The sequence below is a fragment of the Arthrobacter endolithicus genome (assembly GCF_026627425.1).
Classification (GTDB): domain Bacteria; phylum Actinomycetota; class Actinomycetes; order Actinomycetales; family Micrococcaceae; genus Arthrobacter_M.
Genome location: NZ_JAPNLH010000005.1, coordinates 41649 through 59222, shown reverse-complemented (window position 1 = coordinate 59222; position 17574 = coordinate 41649). Strand labels below are relative to the sequence as shown.

18 protein-coding genes are annotated in these 17574 nt (G+C 64.4%); 6 read left to right on the top strand and 12 right to left on the bottom strand.

Going from position 1 to position 17574, the window contains the following annotated elements:
* Window positions 1-52: 52 nt before the first annotated feature.
* Window positions 53-1207 carry a glutamate--cysteine ligase gene (locus tag OS914_RS05845; protein WP_267545269.1) on the bottom strand — a complete coding sequence of 385 codons (1155 nt, stop codon included), beginning with the start codon at window positions 1205-1207 and terminating at the stop codon, window positions 53-55.
* Between the two features lie 159 nt (window positions 1208-1366).
* Between OS914_RS05845 and OS914_RS05840 the strand changes: the two genes are divergently transcribed.
* The gene (locus OS914_RS05840; RefSeq protein ID WP_267545131.1) at window positions 1367-2191 is read left to right on the top strand and encodes a shikimate 5-dehydrogenase; all 825 of its coding nucleotides are present in this window, start codon (window positions 1367-1369) and stop codon (window positions 2189-2191) included.
* A gap of 461 nt (window positions 2192-2652) precedes the next feature.
* On the opposite strand, the gene OS914_RS05835 is transcribed toward OS914_RS05840, so the two are convergent.
* The 5 genes from OS914_RS05835 to OS914_RS05815 all read right to left on the bottom strand — a co-directional run bounded on the left by OS914_RS05835 (window position 2653) and on the right by OS914_RS05815 (window position 6918).
* Entirely contained in the window at window positions 2653-3516 is an 864-nt protein-coding gene (locus OS914_RS05835; RefSeq protein ID WP_267545130.1) for an amino acid ABC transporter permease, read from the bottom strand.
* Window positions 3513-4157, bottom strand: a complete 645-nt coding sequence (locus tag OS914_RS05830; protein ID WP_267545129.1) for an amino acid ABC transporter permease — start codon at window positions 4155-4157, stop codon at window positions 3513-3515. Before OS914_RS05830 ends, OS914_RS05835 begins: the two co-directional genes overlap by 4 nt.
* A gap of 9 nt (window positions 4158-4166) precedes the next feature.
* Entirely contained in the window at window positions 4167-5033 is an 867-nt protein-coding gene (locus OS914_RS05825; protein ID WP_267545128.1) for a glutamate ABC transporter substrate-binding protein, read from the bottom strand.
* 68 nt (window positions 5034-5101) lie between these two features.
* On the bottom strand, window positions 5102-5878 hold the full coding sequence (locus OS914_RS05820) for an amino acid ABC transporter ATP-binding protein (RefSeq protein ID WP_267545127.1): 777 nt from the start codon (window positions 5876-5878) through the stop codon (window positions 5102-5104).
* A gap of 74 nt (window positions 5879-5952) precedes the next feature.
* The gene (locus OS914_RS05815; protein ID WP_267545126.1) at window positions 5953-6918 is read right to left on the bottom strand and encodes a Bug family tripartite tricarboxylate transporter substrate binding protein; all 966 of its coding nucleotides are present in this window, start codon (window positions 6916-6918) and stop codon (window positions 5953-5955) included.
* Between the two features lie 196 nt (window positions 6919-7114).
* Between OS914_RS05815 and OS914_RS05810 the strand changes: the two genes are divergently transcribed.
* From OS914_RS05810 to OS914_RS05800, 3 genes are all read left to right on the top strand, one after another.
* Window positions 7115-8644 carry a sensor histidine kinase gene (locus OS914_RS05810; RefSeq protein WP_267545125.1) on the top strand — a complete coding sequence of 510 codons (1530 nt, stop codon included), beginning with the start codon at window positions 7115-7117 and terminating at the stop codon, window positions 8642-8644.
* Window positions 8641-9324 carry a response regulator gene (locus OS914_RS05805; RefSeq protein WP_267545124.1) on the top strand — a complete coding sequence of 228 codons (684 nt, stop codon included), beginning with the start codon at window positions 8641-8643 and terminating at the stop codon, window positions 9322-9324. The genes OS914_RS05810 and OS914_RS05805 overlap by 4 nt, the downstream gene beginning before the upstream one ends.
* Before the next feature lie 432 nt (window positions 9325-9756).
* Entirely contained in the window at window positions 9757-10059 is a 303-nt protein-coding gene (locus OS914_RS05800; RefSeq protein WP_267545123.1) for a hypothetical protein, read from the top strand.
* Here the strand turns inward: OS914_RS05800 and OS914_RS05795 are convergent.
* The 3 genes from OS914_RS05795 to OS914_RS05785 are packed head-to-tail and all read right to left on the bottom strand — an operon-like array spanning window position 10056 to window position 13566.
* On the bottom strand, window positions 10056-11117 hold the full coding sequence (locus OS914_RS05795) for an NAD-dependent epimerase/dehydratase family protein (protein ID WP_267545122.1): 1062 nt from the start codon (window positions 11115-11117) through the stop codon (window positions 10056-10058). The genes OS914_RS05800 and OS914_RS05795 overlap by 4 nt on opposite strands.
* Window positions 11114-12013 (bottom strand): MTAP family purine nucleoside phosphorylase, encoded by a 900-nt coding sequence (locus OS914_RS05790; protein ID WP_267545121.1) that lies wholly within the window; start codon window positions 12011-12013, stop codon window positions 11114-11116. The genes OS914_RS05795 and OS914_RS05790 overlap by 4 nt, the downstream gene beginning before the upstream one ends.
* 5 nt (window positions 12014-12018) lie before the next feature.
* Window positions 12019-13566, bottom strand: coding sequence for a glycosyltransferase family 87 protein (locus tag OS914_RS05785; protein ID WP_267545120.1), 1548 nt, complete (start codon window positions 13564-13566; stop codon window positions 12019-12021).
* A 119-nt stretch (window positions 13567-13685) separates the two neighbouring features.
* Here OS914_RS05785 and OS914_RS05780 point away from each other — a divergent pair, with 119 nt between their 5' ends.
* Entirely contained in the window at window positions 13686-14915 is a 1230-nt protein-coding gene (locus OS914_RS05780) for a molybdopterin-dependent oxidoreductase (RefSeq protein ID WP_267545119.1), read from the top strand.
* Window positions 14912-15439, top strand: a complete 528-nt coding sequence (locus OS914_RS05775; RefSeq protein WP_267545118.1) for a hypothetical protein — start codon at window positions 14912-14914, stop codon at window positions 15437-15439. The genes OS914_RS05780 and OS914_RS05775 overlap by 4 nt, the downstream gene beginning before the upstream one ends.
* On the opposite strand, the gene OS914_RS05770 is transcribed toward OS914_RS05775, so the two are convergent.
* The 3 genes from OS914_RS05770 to OS914_RS05760 are packed head-to-tail and all read right to left on the bottom strand — an operon-like array spanning window position 15370 to window position 17569.
* A complete protein-coding gene (locus tag OS914_RS05770) occupies window positions 15370-16140 on the bottom strand; it encodes a class I SAM-dependent methyltransferase (RefSeq protein WP_267545117.1) in 771 nt (256 codons plus the stop codon). The genes OS914_RS05775 and OS914_RS05770 overlap by 70 nt on opposite strands.
* Window positions 16137-16844, bottom strand: coding sequence for a TIGR04282 family arsenosugar biosynthesis glycosyltransferase (locus OS914_RS05765; protein WP_267545116.1), 708 nt, complete (start codon window positions 16842-16844; stop codon window positions 16137-16139). The genes OS914_RS05770 and OS914_RS05765 overlap by 4 nt, the downstream gene beginning before the upstream one ends.
* On the bottom strand, window positions 16844-17569 hold the full coding sequence (locus OS914_RS05760; RefSeq protein WP_267545115.1) for a glycosyltransferase family 2 protein: 726 nt from the start codon (window positions 17567-17569) through the stop codon (window positions 16844-16846). The genes OS914_RS05765 and OS914_RS05760 overlap by 1 nt, the downstream gene beginning before the upstream one ends.
* Between the last annotated feature and the right edge of the window lie 5 nt (window positions 17570-17574).

Genomic DNA, 17574 nt, shown 5'->3' with positions numbered 1-17574 from the left:
GAAGTACCCACTCACCTGAGGCACGGGCCGGGTGTCGGGGCGTGCGGCGGTCTCAGCTGTCGGCGGGGCCGGTTCGCATCCGCTGGATCAGATCGTCCACGACGGCGTGCAGGTCGCCGTCGTGAGCTTTGGCAACCGCCCGCTGCCGTTGGTATCCGGCGCCCCGGCGGATGATTTTTTCCACGTCGGCCAGCTCATCGGCACAATGCAGGCGACGGGCCACCGGCTCCAGCTTGTTCAGCAGTTCCAGCGTGTCCTCGGTGACCAGGCGTTCGTTGCCGGCGGCGTCCAGGATGATGATGGCGTCCAGGCCATAGCGGGCAGCCCGCCATTTATTTTCCTGCACATGCCACGGCGGCATCGTCGGGATGCTGCCGCCGTCGTCGAGAGTGCGGGAAAAGTCATCCACCAGGCACTGCGTGAGCGCGGCAATGGCGCCCACCTCCTCAAGGGTGGAAAGGCCGTCACAAACGCGCATTTCAATGGTGCCAAGTCCCGGCACCGGGCGGATGTCCCAGCGGATTTCGTTGATCGCATCGATCACGCCGGTGGTGAACATGTCCTGCACATAGGCCTCGTACTCGGACCAGCTGGAAAACTGGAACGGCAGCCCGGCCGTGGGCAGCTGCTGGAACATCAGCGCGCGCTGGGAGGCGTAACCGGTATCCTCACCGTTCCAGAAGGGCGAGGACGCGGAGAGCGCCTGGAAGTGCGGAATATAATTCACCAGGCCGTCGAGCACCGGCATGGCCTTCTTGACGCTGTCCAGCCCCACGTGGACGTGTACCCCGTAAATGACCATCTGGCTGCCCCACCACTGGGTGCGGTCGATCAGCTTGGCATAGCGTTCCTTGTCGGTGACGGCCTGCCGGCTGGTCTGGCTGAACGGGTGTGAGCCGGAACAGAGCAGCTCAACGCCCATCGGGTCGGTCGCCTCGCGCAGGGTTTTCAGAGTCCGGGCCAGATCGGCTTTGGCCTCGGCAACACTCTGGCAGACACCGGTAACGAGCTCGACGGTGTTCAGCAGCAGCTCTTGTTTAATGTGCGGATGTTCCTCGTCCGCCTGCAGCTCGGGGTGGGCTCGGCCGACGGCGGCCAGCACCTTGTCGGCGACCGGAACCAGCTCGCCGGTTCCGGAATCCACCAGCGCCAGTTCCCACTCCACGCCCAAGGTGGACTGTGCCGATGAGGCGAAATCGATCTTCAAACGCGTTCCTGACATCGGTGAATTGGTGGACTCCATTCTAATCGAACCGTGATCCGGGAAATGACGCCCACCCCGACGCTCAATGCCATCGGTCGCGCCCCTCATTCTTTCCCAACACACGCCATTTCCCCGCCCGTCGGCAGAGGGGAGAATAGGAGCATGCCCATTCTCAATAAAGACATGACCCTGTGCATATCCCTGGCAGCGCGGCCCAGTAACATCGGGACCCGGTTCCACAACTATCTCTATGACCAGCTGGGCCTGAATTTCGTGTACAAGGCCTTCGCCCCGACGGATATTGCGGCTGCGGTGGCCGGAATCAGGGGCTTACCGATCCGCGGTGCGGCCATCTCAATGCCGTACAAAGAGGACGTCATTGCACTGGTGGACCGGATGGACCCGTCTGCGGCTGCCATTTCATCCGTGAACACGATTGTGAACGACGACGGCGTCCTGACGGCGTACAACACGGATTACCTTGCCATTGCGCGTCTGCTCCGGGACCACGCCGTACCCGCAGATTACTCCGTGCTGCTGCGCGGCTCAGGCGGCATGGCGAAGGCCGTGGCAGCGGCGCTGCGTGACGCTGGCTTCACCGCGGTCACAATCGTGGCCCGCAATGAAACAACCGGCCGGGCGCTGGCTGACCTTTACGGGTTTGGCTGGCAGCCGGAGGTGGGAAGCGCGACGGCGGATCTCATCATCAACGTCATCCCTCTTGGCATGAGGGGGAGCATAGCCGGCGATGACGAAAAGGTGCAGTCGTTCGACGACGCCGCGGTGACCGCCGCGCAGGTGGTGTTCGACGTCGTCGCCCTGCCGTCCGAAACACCCCTCATCAGCGCCGCCCGCAGCGCCGGCAAACGCGTCATTACCGGCGCCGAGGTCATCGCGATCCAGGCGGAGGAGCAGTTCGTGCTGTACACCGGCGTGCGCCCCAGCCCGGAGCAAGTCCGCGCCGCGTCGGAATTTTCCCGCGCCTAGGTCCCGCCTGCGCCGCACTATTCCTGCTCGCCGCGCAGGGGCACCAGTGCGAATTACCGCATCCCTGCATAGAGGTCCAGAGCCGCCGTCAGCGCGGGTCCGTCTTGATCAGCCCCGAGCTGGCGGTCATGGGCCGGGAGTCGCCGCCGTGGGTTGTTGTCGGTGGCGGCGGTTGTGGACGCTGTGACGAGAATAGCGAGCCCCAGGGCGCTGCCGAGTTGATGGGCGGTGCAAACTTACCGCGCTGAATCCCGTCCCCGTGGACCTCGTTGTCCGTCGACGACACGGAAGCTTCGATGCACAAGCTGTCGCGGGTCTTTCCGCAAGGCGCATCGGATGGTCCCCTGACTGGTTAACAGAAGACCCATGCTCGTGGCAGGCGGGAGCCGAGGGGTTTCAATATACCCCTCGGCCAGTCGCCCTGTACCGTGGTTGAAGGACGGGATCCGGCCGGGGGCTTTTTATCCCGCGGGAACTTCGGCCATGACTTCAGGGACCTGGTCCGGGGATGGCAGGGTCCCTTGACGGCGTCGTTCGCGTCGTTCGATCGCCACGGCGACGGCTCCGAGGGCGATGTTGATGATCATGAAAACCACGGCGGCAACAATCTGCGCTTGGAGGAGGGAACGGCTGTAGTAGGTGCCGATGACGGTTGCGCTGCGGAGCAGTTCCAGATACCCGCCGAGGACGTAGGCCAGCGCTGTTCCCTTGAAGAGAATCACCATCTGGCTGATCAGGGCCGGACTCATCGACCGCAGGGCCTGCGGGAGCAGCACTAGTTGCATGGTCCGAAGTCCGGAGAATCCGAGAGCCTGGGCAGCCTCGGTCTGGCCATTCGGGATCGCCAGGATGCCCGAACGGAGCAGGTCACCGATGACGGCGCTGCTGTAGAGGGTCAGGGCAATGACCAAGAACCAGAAGTCGGAGAGTTTCAGGCCGTAGGAGGGGAGCACCAGCGAGGTGAAGTAGAGCAGCAGAAGCAGCGGCACGCTGGCGAAGACGTCGGCGATGATCCGGCAAGGAACGCGGATGGCTTTTCGCCGGGCGAGCAAGCCGACGGCCAGGAGCGCGCCGAAGGCAAGGGAGAGGACCATGCCGACGCCGGCGGCGCGGAGGTTGTTGCCCAAGCCCTCTGCCAGCAGTTTCCACAGTCCCCATTGCGTGAACGGCTGCCACGCTGCCGCGCCGAATTCGCCGTGCGAATCCAGCACCCGGTAGACCCCGAATCCCGCCGCTCCCAGCACCGCCAGGGAGAGAACCTCCATGACGGCGTGGCGCTTGCGCGCCCGCGGCCCCGGCTTGTCGAACAGTGTCACGGTCGTCATCGGCTAAACGCCGCCTTTCGGTCAAGGGAGGCAACAAGGCGGCTGACGACCAGCCCAATCACCAGGTAGGCCACTGCCGCGCCGCCGAAAATAATGAACGGTTGAGCCTGGTCGACGGAGGCCTTATTGCTGGTGAAGGTCAGGTCGGCAACGCCGACTAGGGCCGCCACCGAGGTGTTCTTGATCATGGTGATCAGCACATTTCCCAATGGCTTGACCACAGTGCCGAAGGCCTGCGGAAGGATGATGTGCACCATGGAGGGTCCCGGGGCAAAGCCCAGGGCCCGCAGCGCCTCCAGCTCCCCGGACGCCACGGTATTGAGCCCCGCGCGGAGGGTCTCGCTGACGAACGGAGCGGTGTACAGGACCAGGACGATCGCCGCGGAAGCGAACAATGAGTACTGGATACCCAGGACGGGGAGGCCGAACACGAACAGAATCATTTGGACCGGGATGGGAATGTTGCGGAACACCGTCACGTACGCCGCGGACACGGCCCGAAGCGTGCGGATCGGGCTGACCCGCAAGGCGGTCAGGATTGTTCCGAGCAGCAAGGCCCCCACCCACCCGAGGACACTCAGTTCAAGGGTGACAAGGACACCCTGGCTGAAGTCGGCTGCATAGCCGGACAAGATGGGCATCGACTTTCCCTACAGAGTGATCTTCGGGGCGGCGACGTCGCCCGGCCGGACCGCGCCGATGGTCTTGTCGTAGGCCTTCTTCCAGTCGCCGTTGTCTTCGATCTTCTTCAGGAACGTGTCCAGGTAATCGTGCCAGGCGGTGTCGTCCTTGGCCGAGCCGATCGCGTATTCCTCCGAAGCGAGGTAGTCGCCGACGATCTTGAATTCGTCCTTATTTTGGTCCATCAGGCCGAAGAGCAGCGACTCGTTGGTGACGACGGCGTCAACGCGCTTCTGTTTGAGTGCCTGGGCGCACTCGCTGTAGGTACCGAAGAGGGTAAGCGTGGCCTTGGGGGCGATGGTGGGCAGCAGCTGGGCAGCACGGGCACCGGTGGCTGTGCAGACAGGCTTGCCGTTCAGGTCATCGGCTTTGGTGATGCTGGTGTCGTCCTTGCGCACCATCGTGGAGACGCCGCTTTCGAGGTACGGGCCCTCGAAGGCAACGGCCTTCTTGCGTTCATCCGTGACTGCGTAGGAGGCGACGACGGCGTCGACCTTGTTTTGCTGAATGAAGGCTTCCCGGTTGGCCGTGATGGCCTCAATGTACTGGATGTTGTCTTCGCTCCCGGTGAGGTCCTTGGCCAGCAGCTTGGCCAGTTCGATGTCCAGGCCCTCCATCTGGCCGGTCACGGGGTTCTTCACACCGAACATCGGCTGGTCGAACTTGACGCCGACGATGATCTTGCCGCGCTGCTGGATTTTGCTCATCGTGCTGTCGGCCGGGAAGGTCTGGGTCGGTGAGCTGGGGGCGGCCGCCTCGGGGCTGCCACAGGCGGTCGTCGCCAGGACCAGGGTGGCCGCGAGCGCAACGGGTGCAAGGAATCGGAGATTCTTCATAATTTTTTTCCTTTTGTTTGGGTCGGAATTGTTGGGTCCGGGCAGCGATGCCCGGACGGGTGCTGCTGTTAGTTGACGGAGGAGAGGAAGCTTCGGGCCCGATCGGTTTCAGGCGAGGTGAAAAAGTTTTCAGGATCGGCGGTTTCGACGATCGCGCCGTCGGCCATGAAAATGATCCGGTCCGCGCAGGAGCGGGCGAAGGACATTTCGTGGGTCACGACGAGCATGGTGGTGCCGCCTTGCGCCAGCTGGCGCATGGTGGCAAGCACTTCCTGCGTTGATTCGGGGTCAAGGGCGGACGTTGGCTCATCGAAGAGGATGACTTTTGGATCCATGGCCAGGGCGCGCGCGATGGCTGCCCGCTGGGATTGGCCGCCGGAGAGTTGGGCGGGGAAGGAGCCCGCCTTCGCCCCGATTCCGACGGCGTCCAGCAGTTCCAGCGCGCGCGCCTCGGCCTGCGCTTTGGGCTGGCCCAAAATCTTCCGCGGCGCCAAGGTGACGTTGTCTAGGATCGTGCGGTTGGCGAACAGGTTGAAGGACTGGAAAACCATGCCCACTTCGGTACGGAACTTGTACAGTTCCTTCCCCTCGGCCGGTTGGGCGGCGCCGTCGACCAGGATCTCGCCGGCATCGATGGTTTCCAACCGGTTGATGCAGCGGCACAAGGTGGATTTTCCGGAGCCCGAGGGTCCAAGGACAACGACAACCTCCCCTCGCCCGACCGTCAGGTTAATGTCGCGGAGGGCGTGCAGGTCGCCGAAGTACTTGTGGACGTCACGGAATTCGACGACGACGTCACGGGAGTGGGTCGGCTTGGGCGTGGTTTTGGGCGTGGTTTCGGGCATGGGGGAATTCCTGTCGGGCGGTGCGGTCATTGACCTGGCGGATTATCTGCAGTGTGCTGCGGGGAGGGGCTGGGCTAAGGGATGCCGAGTTCCTTCAACGTGGCCGCCACGGTGGCGTCCTGTTCCTTGAGGAACGCGGAGAACGTGTCCCCGGTTTTGTAGGCGTCGTCCCAGCCGTTGTCCAGCAAAGCCTGTTTCCACGCCGGGGACTCGTGGAGCCGGTCCAGCGCCTGAAGCAGGCGCTGCCGGTCGGAGGGCGTGATGCCCGGCGGGGCGAGCACGCCGCGCCAGTTCGTGAACACCAGGTTGATTCCGGATTCACGCAGCGTCGGTGCAGTGATGGACGCATGCCGTTCGCGGCCTGAAACGGCCAGGATCCGTAACTGGCCCGAGGCGATCTGGTCCCGGTATTCGGCCAGCCCGGACGTTCCAAAGCTGACTTTTCGGTTCAGCAGCGCCGGGAGGAGTTCGCCGCCTCCGGCGTAAGCACTGTAATGGACTTCGTTGGTGGGGACGCCGATGACGCGGGCAAGTTCCATCGGAAAGAGCTGGTCCGGACCGCCGGGTGCGGATCCGCCGCCCACCGTCACCGATGAGGGGGTGGATTTCCACGCCTGCAGCAGGTCGCCGATGGATTTGTAGGGTGAATCAGACCTGACCAGGATGGCTTCCTGTTCTTCGATCAGTTCGGCCAAGGCCGTGGCGTCGGAGACGTTGTCCTTGGACCCGTTCGCGTATCCGGAGCCGACCACACCCAGGCCCATCATCATCATCAGGTCCGGGTTGCCGGATTCATTGATCAGCCTTGCCAACGCCACGCTTCCGCCAGCTCCTGTGACGTTGAAGATCTCCATATGTCCGGTGGCGCCGGAGTCTTCCATCGTCCGGGCGGCAATGCGTGCGGTAATGTCGTAGCCGCCGCCGGGGCTGTTGGGGACCATCATGCGGATGTCCGTCATGGAGGGCCCCGGTAAGCCGCATCCGGTCAGCGCCAGCACAAGGAGCAGGAGCGAGGCCTTCATCCATCCGGACAATCTCATCGTGCTCCTCCCTTCTATGCCGCCGGTCCTGGTGGTGCATTTCACGCGATGTGACGTGGTTACCATCAAAGCGTGACCCACGTCCCGGTCAAAGTCACTAATACGAAATCAATGGAGGTTGTGGTCTTTGTGGTCACGAAAGCGTCGCCCCAGCCATCTGACATTATCGGGCCAGTTTCTGGTGCTTCAATTGGCTGTGATCACGGCAGTGTTGCTGGCGGTCACCACCGTCTCGGTCAGCCAATCCCGGGCAGAGTTTGTCCAGATCCAGGGCCAGCGGATGCTCGCGATCGCGGAGAACATGGCCTCGACGCCGCTGATTAGGGATGACATCGCCGCGCCCGAGGCAGATGTCGTGCTGGCTCCTGACGTCGAAAAGGCCCGGACACTGTCGGGGGCTTCGATCGCGGCGGTGACCGATTCTTCCGGTAAGGTTCTGGCCTCCTCCGATCCGCAGGCTGTCGGTGACAGACTGGACCTGGCACAAAGCCGGGCGCCCTTGGGCAGGTCATGGACGGGCAACCTTACCCTGAGTGGGCGGCGGACCATTGGGGCGCGGGTACCTATCCTGCAGGCGGACGGAACCGTCAGCGGCGTTGTGGTGGTGGCGGAAGATTACCCGCCGCTGGGAGGTTCGCTGGCGGCGGCCGTTCCGGATCTGATGATCTTCCTCGGAATGGGGGCGGTGCTGGGAGTGCTGGGCTCGTGGCTGTTATCGCGCCTTATCCGGCGGCGCACCCGGGGGCTGGAGCCGCGCGAAATCGCGGACCTGGCGGACAACCGCGAAGCCTTGCTCTACAGCATTCGAGAGGGGGTGATTGGCGTTGGCATCGACGGCAGGGTCACCCTGCTCAACAAGACAGCGATCGAGCTTCTGGGCCTGCCATCGAATGTGGCCGGAGAGCGGGTCGACGAACTGCCGCTGAGCGCGGAAGTCAAGGAGCTGCTGCTGGATACTTCCGACGGCGAAGAAACGGCGGCCGTCACAGGATCACGCCTGTTGGTTCTAAACCGGCGGGTGGTTGGGAGCCGGGGGAGACCGATAGGAACGGTGACGACGCTGCGCGACCGGACGGAAATGGCTGAACTGGAAAGCCGGTTGGCCGCCAATCAGAGCATTACCGAAACCATGAGGGCCCAAACCCATGAGTTTTTCAACCAGCTGCACACCGTCTCGGGTCTGGTACAGCTCGGTGAGTTTGAGGAGGTGCGGTCCTTTATTGGAACGCTGACCCGCCGACGGGCGGAGATCAACGACGACATTTCCAGCCGGATTGAGGATGCGGCCGTGTCCGCCCTGCTGGTGGCCAAAACCAGCCTGGCTGCTGAATCGGGCATCGAGCTGCGGCTGTCCGAAAGTTCCGCCCTTGGCCCGCTCGAGCCGTCGCTGGCTGCCGATACCATCACGGTGCTTGGCAACTTCATTGATAATGCGGTGGACGCGACCGCCGGGCTCTCCGGCGTGATTGTCCTGGTTGATCTGGGCGACAATGATTCAATGATCACCATCAGAGTCAGCGATCCGGGTCCGGGCGTCCCTGAGGACCTTGAGCACCGCATCTTCAACCGTGGCTTCACCACGAAGCCGGTCCCGGCGTCCGGGCGCGGCATAGGCCTTGCCCTGGTGCGGCTGGTGTGTGCCAGAAGGCAGGGCTCAGTGGGCGTTCATAATCTTGACGGCGCGGTTTTCGAAGCAACTCTTCCCTACCCGGCGCCGGTTCGATGATCCGTGTCCTCATAGTCGAAGACGATTTCATGGTTGCCCGGATCCACGGAAAATTCGTTAACCAAACCGCCGGTTTCCGCGTCGTCGGCCATGCCCAGACCGGCGCGGAGGCGCGCCGCGCGGTGGAAGAGAACCATCCCGATCTCATCCTGCTGGATGTCCACCTTCCGGACTCCAACGGTCTGGATCTGCTCCATGAACTTCGGGCTTCCCGCGTCCCGGTCGGGGTTATCGTCATCACGGCCGCACGGGAGGCCAACAGCGTCCGCGCAGCCGTGGAGGGCGGGGCGGCCCATTACCTGATCAAGCCGTTCGAATACAGCGATTTGGTGACCCAGTTGGGGCGTTTCAAGGAGCGCCACCAGCGCTTGAACCGGGTCGAGGAATCGGTTCAGGACGACGTCGACAAAATCTTCGGCTTTGTCGGCAACCCTGTCGGCGAGAAGGTCTCCCCGTTGCCGAAAGGACTGAGCGTGGAAACTGCCCGTCTGGTGATTGGGTCACTAGAAGGAGGCGGCGAAATGTCCGCATCGGAGTGTGCCGACAGCATCGGGCTGTCACGGGTCAGTGTACGGCGCTACCTGGAGTACTTCGCTGACGACGGGCAGATGGCGGTCCGGCTCGAATACGGTAAAGCCGGACGGCCGGAACGTAGATACAGTCTTCGAGAAAGTCCCTAGAATGTCTGCCAACCGATCATTACGACGACCGGAGAGCGTGACCAAGCGTCCTATGCCTTGGGAATTTCGGTCAGGTCCGCGCCGTCGAAGAGTTTTCCGGCACTATGGATCATCGGAGCGTCATCACAGCTGGGAAGTCTGCGACCCGTGCTTACTTTTCGGTCGGCGGAACACCATCAACCAGATCGGAGGCGTGCCCATCAGTCAGACTGAGTAGTGCAAAGAACGAACAGACCAACCGGAAAAGGCAAAAAAAGAGGGTGTGCACAATCTGCACACATGGGGCCCCGGAATGGGTCGTACCGGTGTCGGACTGCTTCGGTTTCCGCATGTTCCGCGATTCCCCAATGTTCGCAAGAGGCTGGCCAGTAGTTCGGCAGCGGTCACAGTCGGGGCGCCTGCACCGGCGGCGGGAACATCGTCGGTGAGCACATGCACATAAGTCCCAACCACACCGGCGGCCTCTGCGGCGAACCGGCTCGTCAGTCGATATCCGGCGTCCGATGGGTGCACGATCACGGCGCCGTCGGCACGCAGACGCGGGTCAATGAGGCCGCAACTCTGGGCCTTGTTCCGCAACTCGGCGCGCCACGCGGCAATTTCAGGGCCGGACCGGAGTTTTCCCGCGCTGACCGGTGGCTGGTCTCCACGCGCTCGAAGGGCTTGCGTGGCCGACCACCGAGTGCGGTGATCGACCAAGGCCGCTTGCGCCGCATGGAGATCCGGTCGTTTTAGTCCTCGTCGCCGCGCAAGGGTGCCAGGGCGAATTCCCGCATTCCCTCGTCGAATCCGACGAGCGGACGCCATTGAAGCTCCTTCTTGATTAGCTCCGAGCTGGCGGTGATGTGCCGGACGTCGCCGAGCCGGAACTGCCCTGTCACAATCGGTGCGAGCGCGTTACTGAAAGTGCTGAGGGCGCGGGCGACGTCCCCGATGGTCTGTGGTTCGTCGGCCCCGACGTTGTATGCACCGAAGCTGCGCCCATAACCGCTGTGCAGTGCTTCCAGAGCGTGGATATTAGCGGTGGCGATGTCACTGACATGGATAAAGCTGCGCCTTTGATTTCCGTCTTCAAAGACCCGCGGGGCCTCGCCTCGGGCAATGGCGGACCGGAAGATTGAGGCGACGCCGGCGTACGGGGTGTTCTTGGGCATCAGCGGACCGTAGACGTTGTGATAGCGCAGCGCTATAGCTTCTGCACCGGTTGCACGGGCCCATGCCGAAGCCAGATTCTCCTGGCTGACCTTGGAGGCGGCGTAGACGTTGCGCGGATCCAATGCCGAGGACTCGGTCACCAGGGCGGGAACCAGTGGTTCATCGGTATCGGGGTTCCGCGGGTCGAACATGCCCGCTTCCAGGTCTTCCACGCTGCGCGGCCCCGGGTGGACTGGTTTCCCGGTGACGGGGTCCCGGTACGCCCCCTCGCCGTACACGACCATCGATGAGGCCAGCACCAGTTGGCCGATGCCGGCCTGCTCCATGGCGGCCAGCAGGACCGCCGTGGCAAAGTCATTGTTCCAGACGTAGTCCGGTGCGTCGGCGAAGTTCACGCCCAGCCCCACTTTTGCGCTGTGATGGCAGACGGCGTCGATCCCGTCCAAGGCTGTACGAACCACGGCGGGGTCCCCGGTGTTTCCGACGACCAGCTCAATCCGTGGATCCAGACGGGGCGGCCGCGGGTGGACCTGTGGGTCCAGGGAGTCGAGCACCCGCACTTCCCAGCCCTTCGACAGTGCTGCCTCGACGACCGCCGTGCCAATAAACCCCGCACCTCCGGTGACCAGGACCCTCATCGGCCTGCCGCCGGGGCGGGTTCTGAGCCGGGCGCCGCGTGAGCGGAGGGCCCGGACACGGGCTGGTCCATGATGATCCGGACGGCCTCAGGATCCATCAGCTGCGGAGCGCGGTAGCATTCGTCGAGGGTGCTGACAGCGGCTTCCAGGACTGCGAGAATATGCGGCTGGGCGGTCTTGAGCCGGCCGAAGACGGCCTCGGCGGTAACCGGTGCCGAGCCGTCGTGACCGGTGTCCGAGTCGGTGACGTAGGCGAGGTTGGCAAAGCCCATATTCAGTTCGGCGGCGAGCACCGGCTCTGGATACTGCGTCATGCTGATGATGTCCGCGCCTCCGGAGACGTACCAGGCGGATTCCGCCCGAGTGGAAAATCTTGGCCCGTTGATGACAACCACGGTGCCCTCCGCCTGAAAGGGCAGGCCGCGTGCCGTGACCGCTTGCCGCAAATGCCGGCGCAGGACACCGCAGAACGGTTCCGTCGCGGGCAGGTGCCGCACTCCGGTCGGTAGGGAGCCGTCGAAGTAGGTGTCGATTCGTCCGGTGGTGCGGTCGATCAATTGGTCGGTAAGGACAAACGTTTCCGGAGCGTAACCTGGCCGAAGTCCGCCGACCGCGGAGGAGGAAATAATGCCTTCCACTCCGAGGCTCTTCAAGGCCCAAAGGTTGGCTCGGTAATTAATCTGCTGCGGCGGCAGGGAATGTCCGGCACCGTGCCGGGCCAGAAAGGCAACGGTTTGACCGCCCACCCGGGCCAGCGAGACCGGGCCGGAGGTGGGACCGTAGGGGGTTTCGGGAGTGAGGACGTCCAGCACCTGGGATCCGGGCAGGTGCTGTGTCCCCGAGCCCCCGATGATGCCGATCCGCGCGAGGTTACTGCCGCCGTCGTATTCTGTCATGGCTTCTATCCTGCCATCCCGGATGCCGCGCGCAGTCCGTCCGCGGCGGACGCCAAGTGGAACGCCCGACGGCGGTGCCAGGCTCCCACGGCGATGGCCAGGGCCGCAGCGGCAAGGCTGGCGCGGTTGACGCGGCCGCTGAACACCGGATCCCCGGGCAGCAGGTAGACGATATTGAGCGCGACCATGACCCCGATGTACTCCCAGTACCGGCTCAGCACCACGGCGGGCAGCAGCAGCAGCGCATACCAGGGGTAGTTCGGGCTGACGATCAGCAGGGTCAAGCCGATCATGAGGGTCTGCTGCTCCCAGATGTTGTGCACGGTCGTCTTGCGCAGCACGGTCAATGCCAGCAGCAGCAGCGCCGCGGCACTGAGTAACATCGGCCATGGGCCGCCGGAGATGAACTGGGCCAAGGCAAAGCGGATGCCGACCTGATCGCTGTACCCCTCCTCCTTGAGGTAGCCGGGGAGGTAGCCAATGACGCCCCACCCGGCGGTCAGCAGATAGGGGGTATACAGCAGAGCAAACGTGGCCAGCGCCGCACAGATGAACCTGACGGGTCTTCGGAAGAGGAGGGCGGGTGCGGCCATCGCCGGAATGAGCTTGGTGGCCACGGCCGCACCGAACATGAAACCGGACCGCAGCGGTTTTCCTGCCTTTCCCGCCGTCAAGAGCAGCCCCGCGGCCAACAGCAGGGCGCCCCCGAGCAGATCGACGTGGGCATTGTTCACGCCTTCAATGAGCACCAACGGGCTCCAGGCCCAGACGGCGGCCAAATACCGCGGCAGGCCCAAACGAGGAAGTGCCAGCAGCAACATCAGCGTGACCGCCAGGCTCACCAGCAGACCGGCGAGCTGGAATGCCGCATAGCCCACGCCGTCCGGGACGGTCAGCCGGACGCCCAGGAAATACAGTTCCGCCGTCGGGGGATAAATTGTTGGAACGTTCGGCCGGTTGATCGTGGTGCACAGCGGCTGTCCGGAAGGCTCCCCCCGGGTGGCTACCGGGGCGGTAGCGAACAGATCGGGGGAGCAACGGGTCCCGCCGTCCGCAGTGCCGTTTCCGGGCGCAAACAACCATCCGGGGCGGAGCCCGACGAGCGCATCATCGAGCGGCACATGGGTATACGGGGAAACGCCGGCCTTTTGCACGATGCCGTCCCACGCGTAGCGGGCCGAGTCATTGCTGGTGGAAGGCGGAGAGCTGATCGCGGCCACACCGAGGAGCAGCGCTCCGGCTATCACGACCGTGCTGATTCTGGCCGGCCGGGCACGCCGCAAAGCACAGACAGCCCCAGCCAGGAGCAGCCAGCAAAGGAGGGTGCCGGCCAGTACAGCCAGCGGAAACGGCGGCTGCGGACGCACCGTCGAGTAAAGCGCCGCGGCCAAGAGCACTAACAGCAATAGGGTCAGGAGCAGCGCCCGCGTCCACCCGGGCGGCGTTCCTGCCGCTGTTCCTGTTCCCATCCCTCGGGGGGCGGCATTAACAGAGGAGCCGGTGCTCACGGGTTGGGCGCTCGTGTCTGAGGCGCTAGTCTCTTGGAGGTCCACCCTTCGATCCTGCCTTATCGCGGGGGGCTCGGGGCACCAAACCGCTACCTCGGGCGTTGGCCCTACGAAAAGACTTCTCTTTCTCCTGGTATTTCCATTGATCGGTAGTGTGACCCCGTATGAACAGGTTGACCGACGCGCTCGCGGCAAAATTTGCCTCGCCGGTGCGCAGTACCAGGCTTTCGGTGGTGCTGGGCAGGTGGCTGGGGCTCACTTTCACGGTCTGCTTTGCCACCGGCCTGTTTAGTCACGGGCTGCAGAACCCGCCGGGCTGGATGTTTTTCCCCACCCGACCGGTCTGGATTTACCAGCTGACCCAGGGCGTGCACATCACCTCCGGGATCGCGTCCATCCCGCTATTATTCGCCAAGCTATGGTCCGTCTACCCCGAACTGCTCAGCTGGCCTCCCGTGCGGTCTGTGGTGCACGCGGTGGAGCGGGGATCCATTGCTTTGTTTGTCTCCGCGTCCCTGCTGCAGGTACTGACCGGGCTGATTAATACGTACAAGTGGTACCCGTGGCCCTTCCCCTTCCGCGAGACGCATTACTGGTTGTCCTGGGTGGTGTGGGGGTCACTGCTGCTGCACATCGCAGTCAAATTGCCGCTCATCGCCGCGAACTGGCGCCGTGCGCGTGAGCCTGCCAACCCAGAATCGACGACGACGGTGCCGGCAGCCGCGGAACTGACGGCACCGGACCCGGGAGGGCAGCAACAAATGCGCTCCGGCCGCGGGACAGCTGGGGCTGTTTCACGACGATGGTCCCGGCGCGGCTTCCTGGCGGCAGTCGGGGTGACCACAGGGACGGTGGTGCTGGGCACAGCCGGCCAATCCTTTGCCTGGCTGTCCCCGGTTAATTTTTTCGCCCCGCGGAAAATGGGTACTGGGCCTGCGTCCGTGCCGGTAAACCGGACCGCGGCCGATGCGAAGGTCGGCCCCTTGGCGCAGAACCCGGGCTGGACGTTGAAGGTCAGCTACCGTGGTAAAAGCCGCAGCCTGACCCTCAGTGAGCTCGCGGCCCTGCCGCAGACCGAACACCAACTGCCGATTGCCTGTGTTGAAGGGTGGAGCCAGAGCGCAAGGTGGCGGGGCGTGCGGATCCGGGACCTGGTCCAGGCGATGGGTGCGGTGCCGGAATCGGATCTGCTGGTGACCAGTTTGGAACCCGAGGGGGCCTACCGACTAATGACCATGCCCGCCGTCTATACCGCGGATGAGAAGACCCTCGTGGCGCTGGAGCTCAATGGGGAGGTCCTGGATCTGGACCATGGGTATCCGGCGCGGATTATTGCCCCGGGCCGACCCGGGGTGCTGCAGACCAAATGGCTGCAGAGTCTGGAGATATTGTGACAACGCCCATACAGCATTCAACGCCGGAATCCTCGCCAACGGCGGCTGAGCCAAAGTTCGGAACGGGCGTTCGCGCGGCCCGCTTCGTTGTGGGGCTGTTGGGCGCCGGCATCGCCGGCTACGGGCTACTGGGTCTGCCCACACAGCTTGGTCCGGCGCAGCTGCTGGGGTTACTGTTCTGGCTGGCCTGCGGGGTTGTGCTCCATGATGGGATTCTGGTCCCACTAACCAGTTTGGCTGGGGCCGGTTTGAACAGGTTCACCTTTGGATTGGGTAGTGCATCGGCGGCCGTGCTGCGAGGTGCGCTCATGGTCGGCGCCATGCTAAGCCTGCTGACCGGCATCCTGGTCCGGGCACAATCGGTCGCGCGGAACACCAGTGTGCTGGAAATGGATTATCTGGCGCATCTGGCCTGGCTTTGGCTGGCGCTGGCGCTGGGTGCTGCCGCGGTAATCTACCTGCTGGAACGGCGTGCCGGGCGGTTCGCTCGAGCGGGATTCAGCCAGCAAAACACCCGACCCTGAGCCCGCCGGGTTGCGGACAGTTCCCACCCGCTGGCGCCAGCCCTAGCGGCCAGGGCCGTTCGTCCCGCACGGGCCCAGCGGAATGGCTCGCTGACTTTACCGTCGTCGTCCTCCAGCACCGCCTGGAATGCGGCATCGACGTCGTCGTCCGGATCCACTTCCACCAGCAGCGTTCCGTCCGGGCTCAGGAGTTCGCGGCTGCGGCGCAGCAGGGCGCTCACGCTGCCGTCGATGCCGATATTTCCATCCAGCAGGACGGCGGAGCGCCACCGGCCTGTGTGCGAGACGGTCTCGAAGACCGACTGCCGCACGGCGCGAGTGCCTCGATCGAGGGCCTGTTGCACCGCCTGAGTGCTGGTATCCAGGCCCATCGCGGTGATTCCGAAGGAAGCAGCGGCAGCCAGCAGCCGCCCCGGGCCGCAGCCGATGTCCAGCAGGGGACCGCTTAGACCGGCCACCAGCGACCGTTCCAATATGGTGGCAGGAGCACACCAGCTGTCGACCGTGAAGGTGACCGGTGCCAAGCCGTAGTCCGCAGACACCGGCCGCAAGGTCAGGGATCCTTGTTTCCGGCCAAGCGCCCGGGCGTAGGGTTCGGACGAGCCCTGCCCAAAAAGCGCCGTGCCCGGGACCCTCGGCGGCAGTGACGACAGAGGCTGCGCGCCTGCTGCAGGAGCAGGCATGAAAATGGCCTGAGTCATCGGTGGCTCCCGACGGCGTCAGCCGGCGAAGCTGCCAGCGGTGCAGCAAAAGCGTCAGGTGCGGCAGCAAACGCGGCGGCCACGGCGGCAGCAAAAGTGGTCCTCGGCACCATCGCCGCAACGTGTGCGGCGTCAGCAACGGTATCGACGTCGTCGAGCATGGGCAACTGGCCCACCCGCAGACCGGCCCCGGTCAACCGGGCCAGCTGCTGTGCCCCGGTCTGGTCCGTTGACATCGGGACGCCGCGGATCAGGTCGCCGCGCGGTGTGTGCATGGCCAAACCCCAGAAACCGCCATCGGACGCCCACCCCAGCCACGCATCATGGACCGGCGCCGGAGTAGTCCAATCGTCCAGTAACTCCCGCACGTGCTGCAGCTCCAGCTGCGGAGTATCCATGCCCAGGATCAAAAGTGGTCCCGGAACTACCGCGCAGATCGCAGCCAGCCGCTCATCCAGGCCGCCGGTTTCCTGCGGGAGGAGCCGGAATCCGGCCGCGTCCTGGGGGCGGGCAGTCCCGTCCAGTACCAAGAGTCGATCGGCCACGGGGAGGCTCCGGACGAACGCAAGGGTCTGGCTCAGGCTTGCCTGGGCAATGGCGGCTGCCTGCACGGGCGTCAACGGCGGGCACAAGCGGGTCTTGACCCGGCCGGGCACGCATTCCTTGGCGATGACCGCGACGGTCACATTAGTTTCGGTTATCACTACTTTTCTTCGGCGCCGCGGGGGCTTTGGACGGGTGCTGCTGCGGCCAGGCTCCGGGCGGCCTTGAGCTGCGCGGACATGTCCCTGACCGCGGTCACCGTTCCACGCAGCGTCCCGGTAACCTTGGATCTGCCCGTTCGGGGTGAATAGATGATGGGCAGTTCGCGGATCCGCCAGTGCCGTTGGCTGGCCTTGAGGAACATCTCCAACGGATAACCGCTGCGCCGGTCCAATAGCTCCAGGGACAGCAGCTCCGCCCGGCGGCCCACGCGCATCGGGCCAAGATCGCTCACCCGTTCTCCGGTCAGCCGGCGAAGCTGCCAGGCGAGCACAAGATTGGCGAACCGGGCATGCACAGGCCACGACCGGCGTTCCGGTCGGCGGCGGCCCAGCACCAAATCGGCCGTTCCGGCCAGCACCGGGGCCAGCAATTGGGGGAGTGCTGCCGGGTCCATCGATCCGTCGCAGTCGCAGAACGCCACATAGTCGGCCGTGGCGGCGAGGAGCCCGGCGTGCGCTGCGGATCCGAACCCGCGGACGGGCTCCCTGACAACGCTCGCGCCTAGTGCGGCCGCGACGGCGGCAGATCCGTCGGTGGAACCGTTATCCACCACGATGGCCCGATATCCGGGCGGCAGCCGGGACAAAACCCAGGGCAGGGCGCCGCGCTCATCCAGGCACGGAAAGACAACATCGACGCGTACGCCGTTTTCGGGGTCAGTCACTATTG

Coding starts and splice junctions, on each gene's coding strand:
- OS914_RS05820 (WP_267545127.1), bottom strand. CDS start 5,878: ATGCCCGAAACCACGCCCAAAACCACGCCCAAGCCGACCCACTCCCGT.
- OS914_RS05805 (WP_267545124.1), top strand. CDS start 8,641: ATGATCCGTGTCCTCATAGTCGAAGACGATTTCATGGTTGCCCGGATC.
- OS914_RS05780 (WP_267545119.1), top strand. CDS start 13,686: ATGAACAGGTTGACCGACGCGCTCGCGGCAAAATTTGCCTCGCCGGTG.
- OS914_RS05770 (WP_267545117.1), bottom strand. CDS start 16,140: ATGACTCAGGCCATTTTCATGCCTGCTCCTGCAGCAGGCGCGCAGCCT.
- OS914_RS05800 (WP_267545123.1), top strand. CDS start 9,757: ATGCACATAAGTCCCAACCACACCGGCGGCCTCTGCGGCGAACCGGCT.
- OS914_RS05835 (WP_267545130.1), bottom strand. CDS start 3,516: ATGACGACCGTGACACTGTTCGACAAGCCGGGGCCGCGGGCGCGCAAG.
- OS914_RS05830 (WP_267545129.1), bottom strand. CDS start 4,157: ATGCCCATCTTGTCCGGCTATGCAGCCGACTTCAGCCAGGGTGTCCTT.
- OS914_RS05795 (WP_267545122.1), bottom strand. CDS start 11,117: ATGAGGGTCCTGGTCACCGGAGGTGCGGGGTTTATTGGCACGGCGGTC.
- OS914_RS05815 (WP_267545126.1), bottom strand. CDS start 6,918: ATGAGATTGTCCGGATGGATGAAGGCCTCGCTCCTGCTCCTTGTGCTG.
- OS914_RS05790 (WP_267545121.1), bottom strand. CDS start 12,013: ATGACAGAATACGACGGCGGCAGTAACCTCGCGCGGATCGGCATCATC.
- OS914_RS05825 (WP_267545128.1), bottom strand. CDS start 5,033: ATGAAGAATCTCCGATTCCTTGCACCCGTTGCGCTCGCGGCCACCCTG.
- OS914_RS05840 (WP_267545131.1), top strand. CDS start 1,367: ATGCCCATTCTCAATAAAGACATGACCCTGTGCATATCCCTGGCAGCG.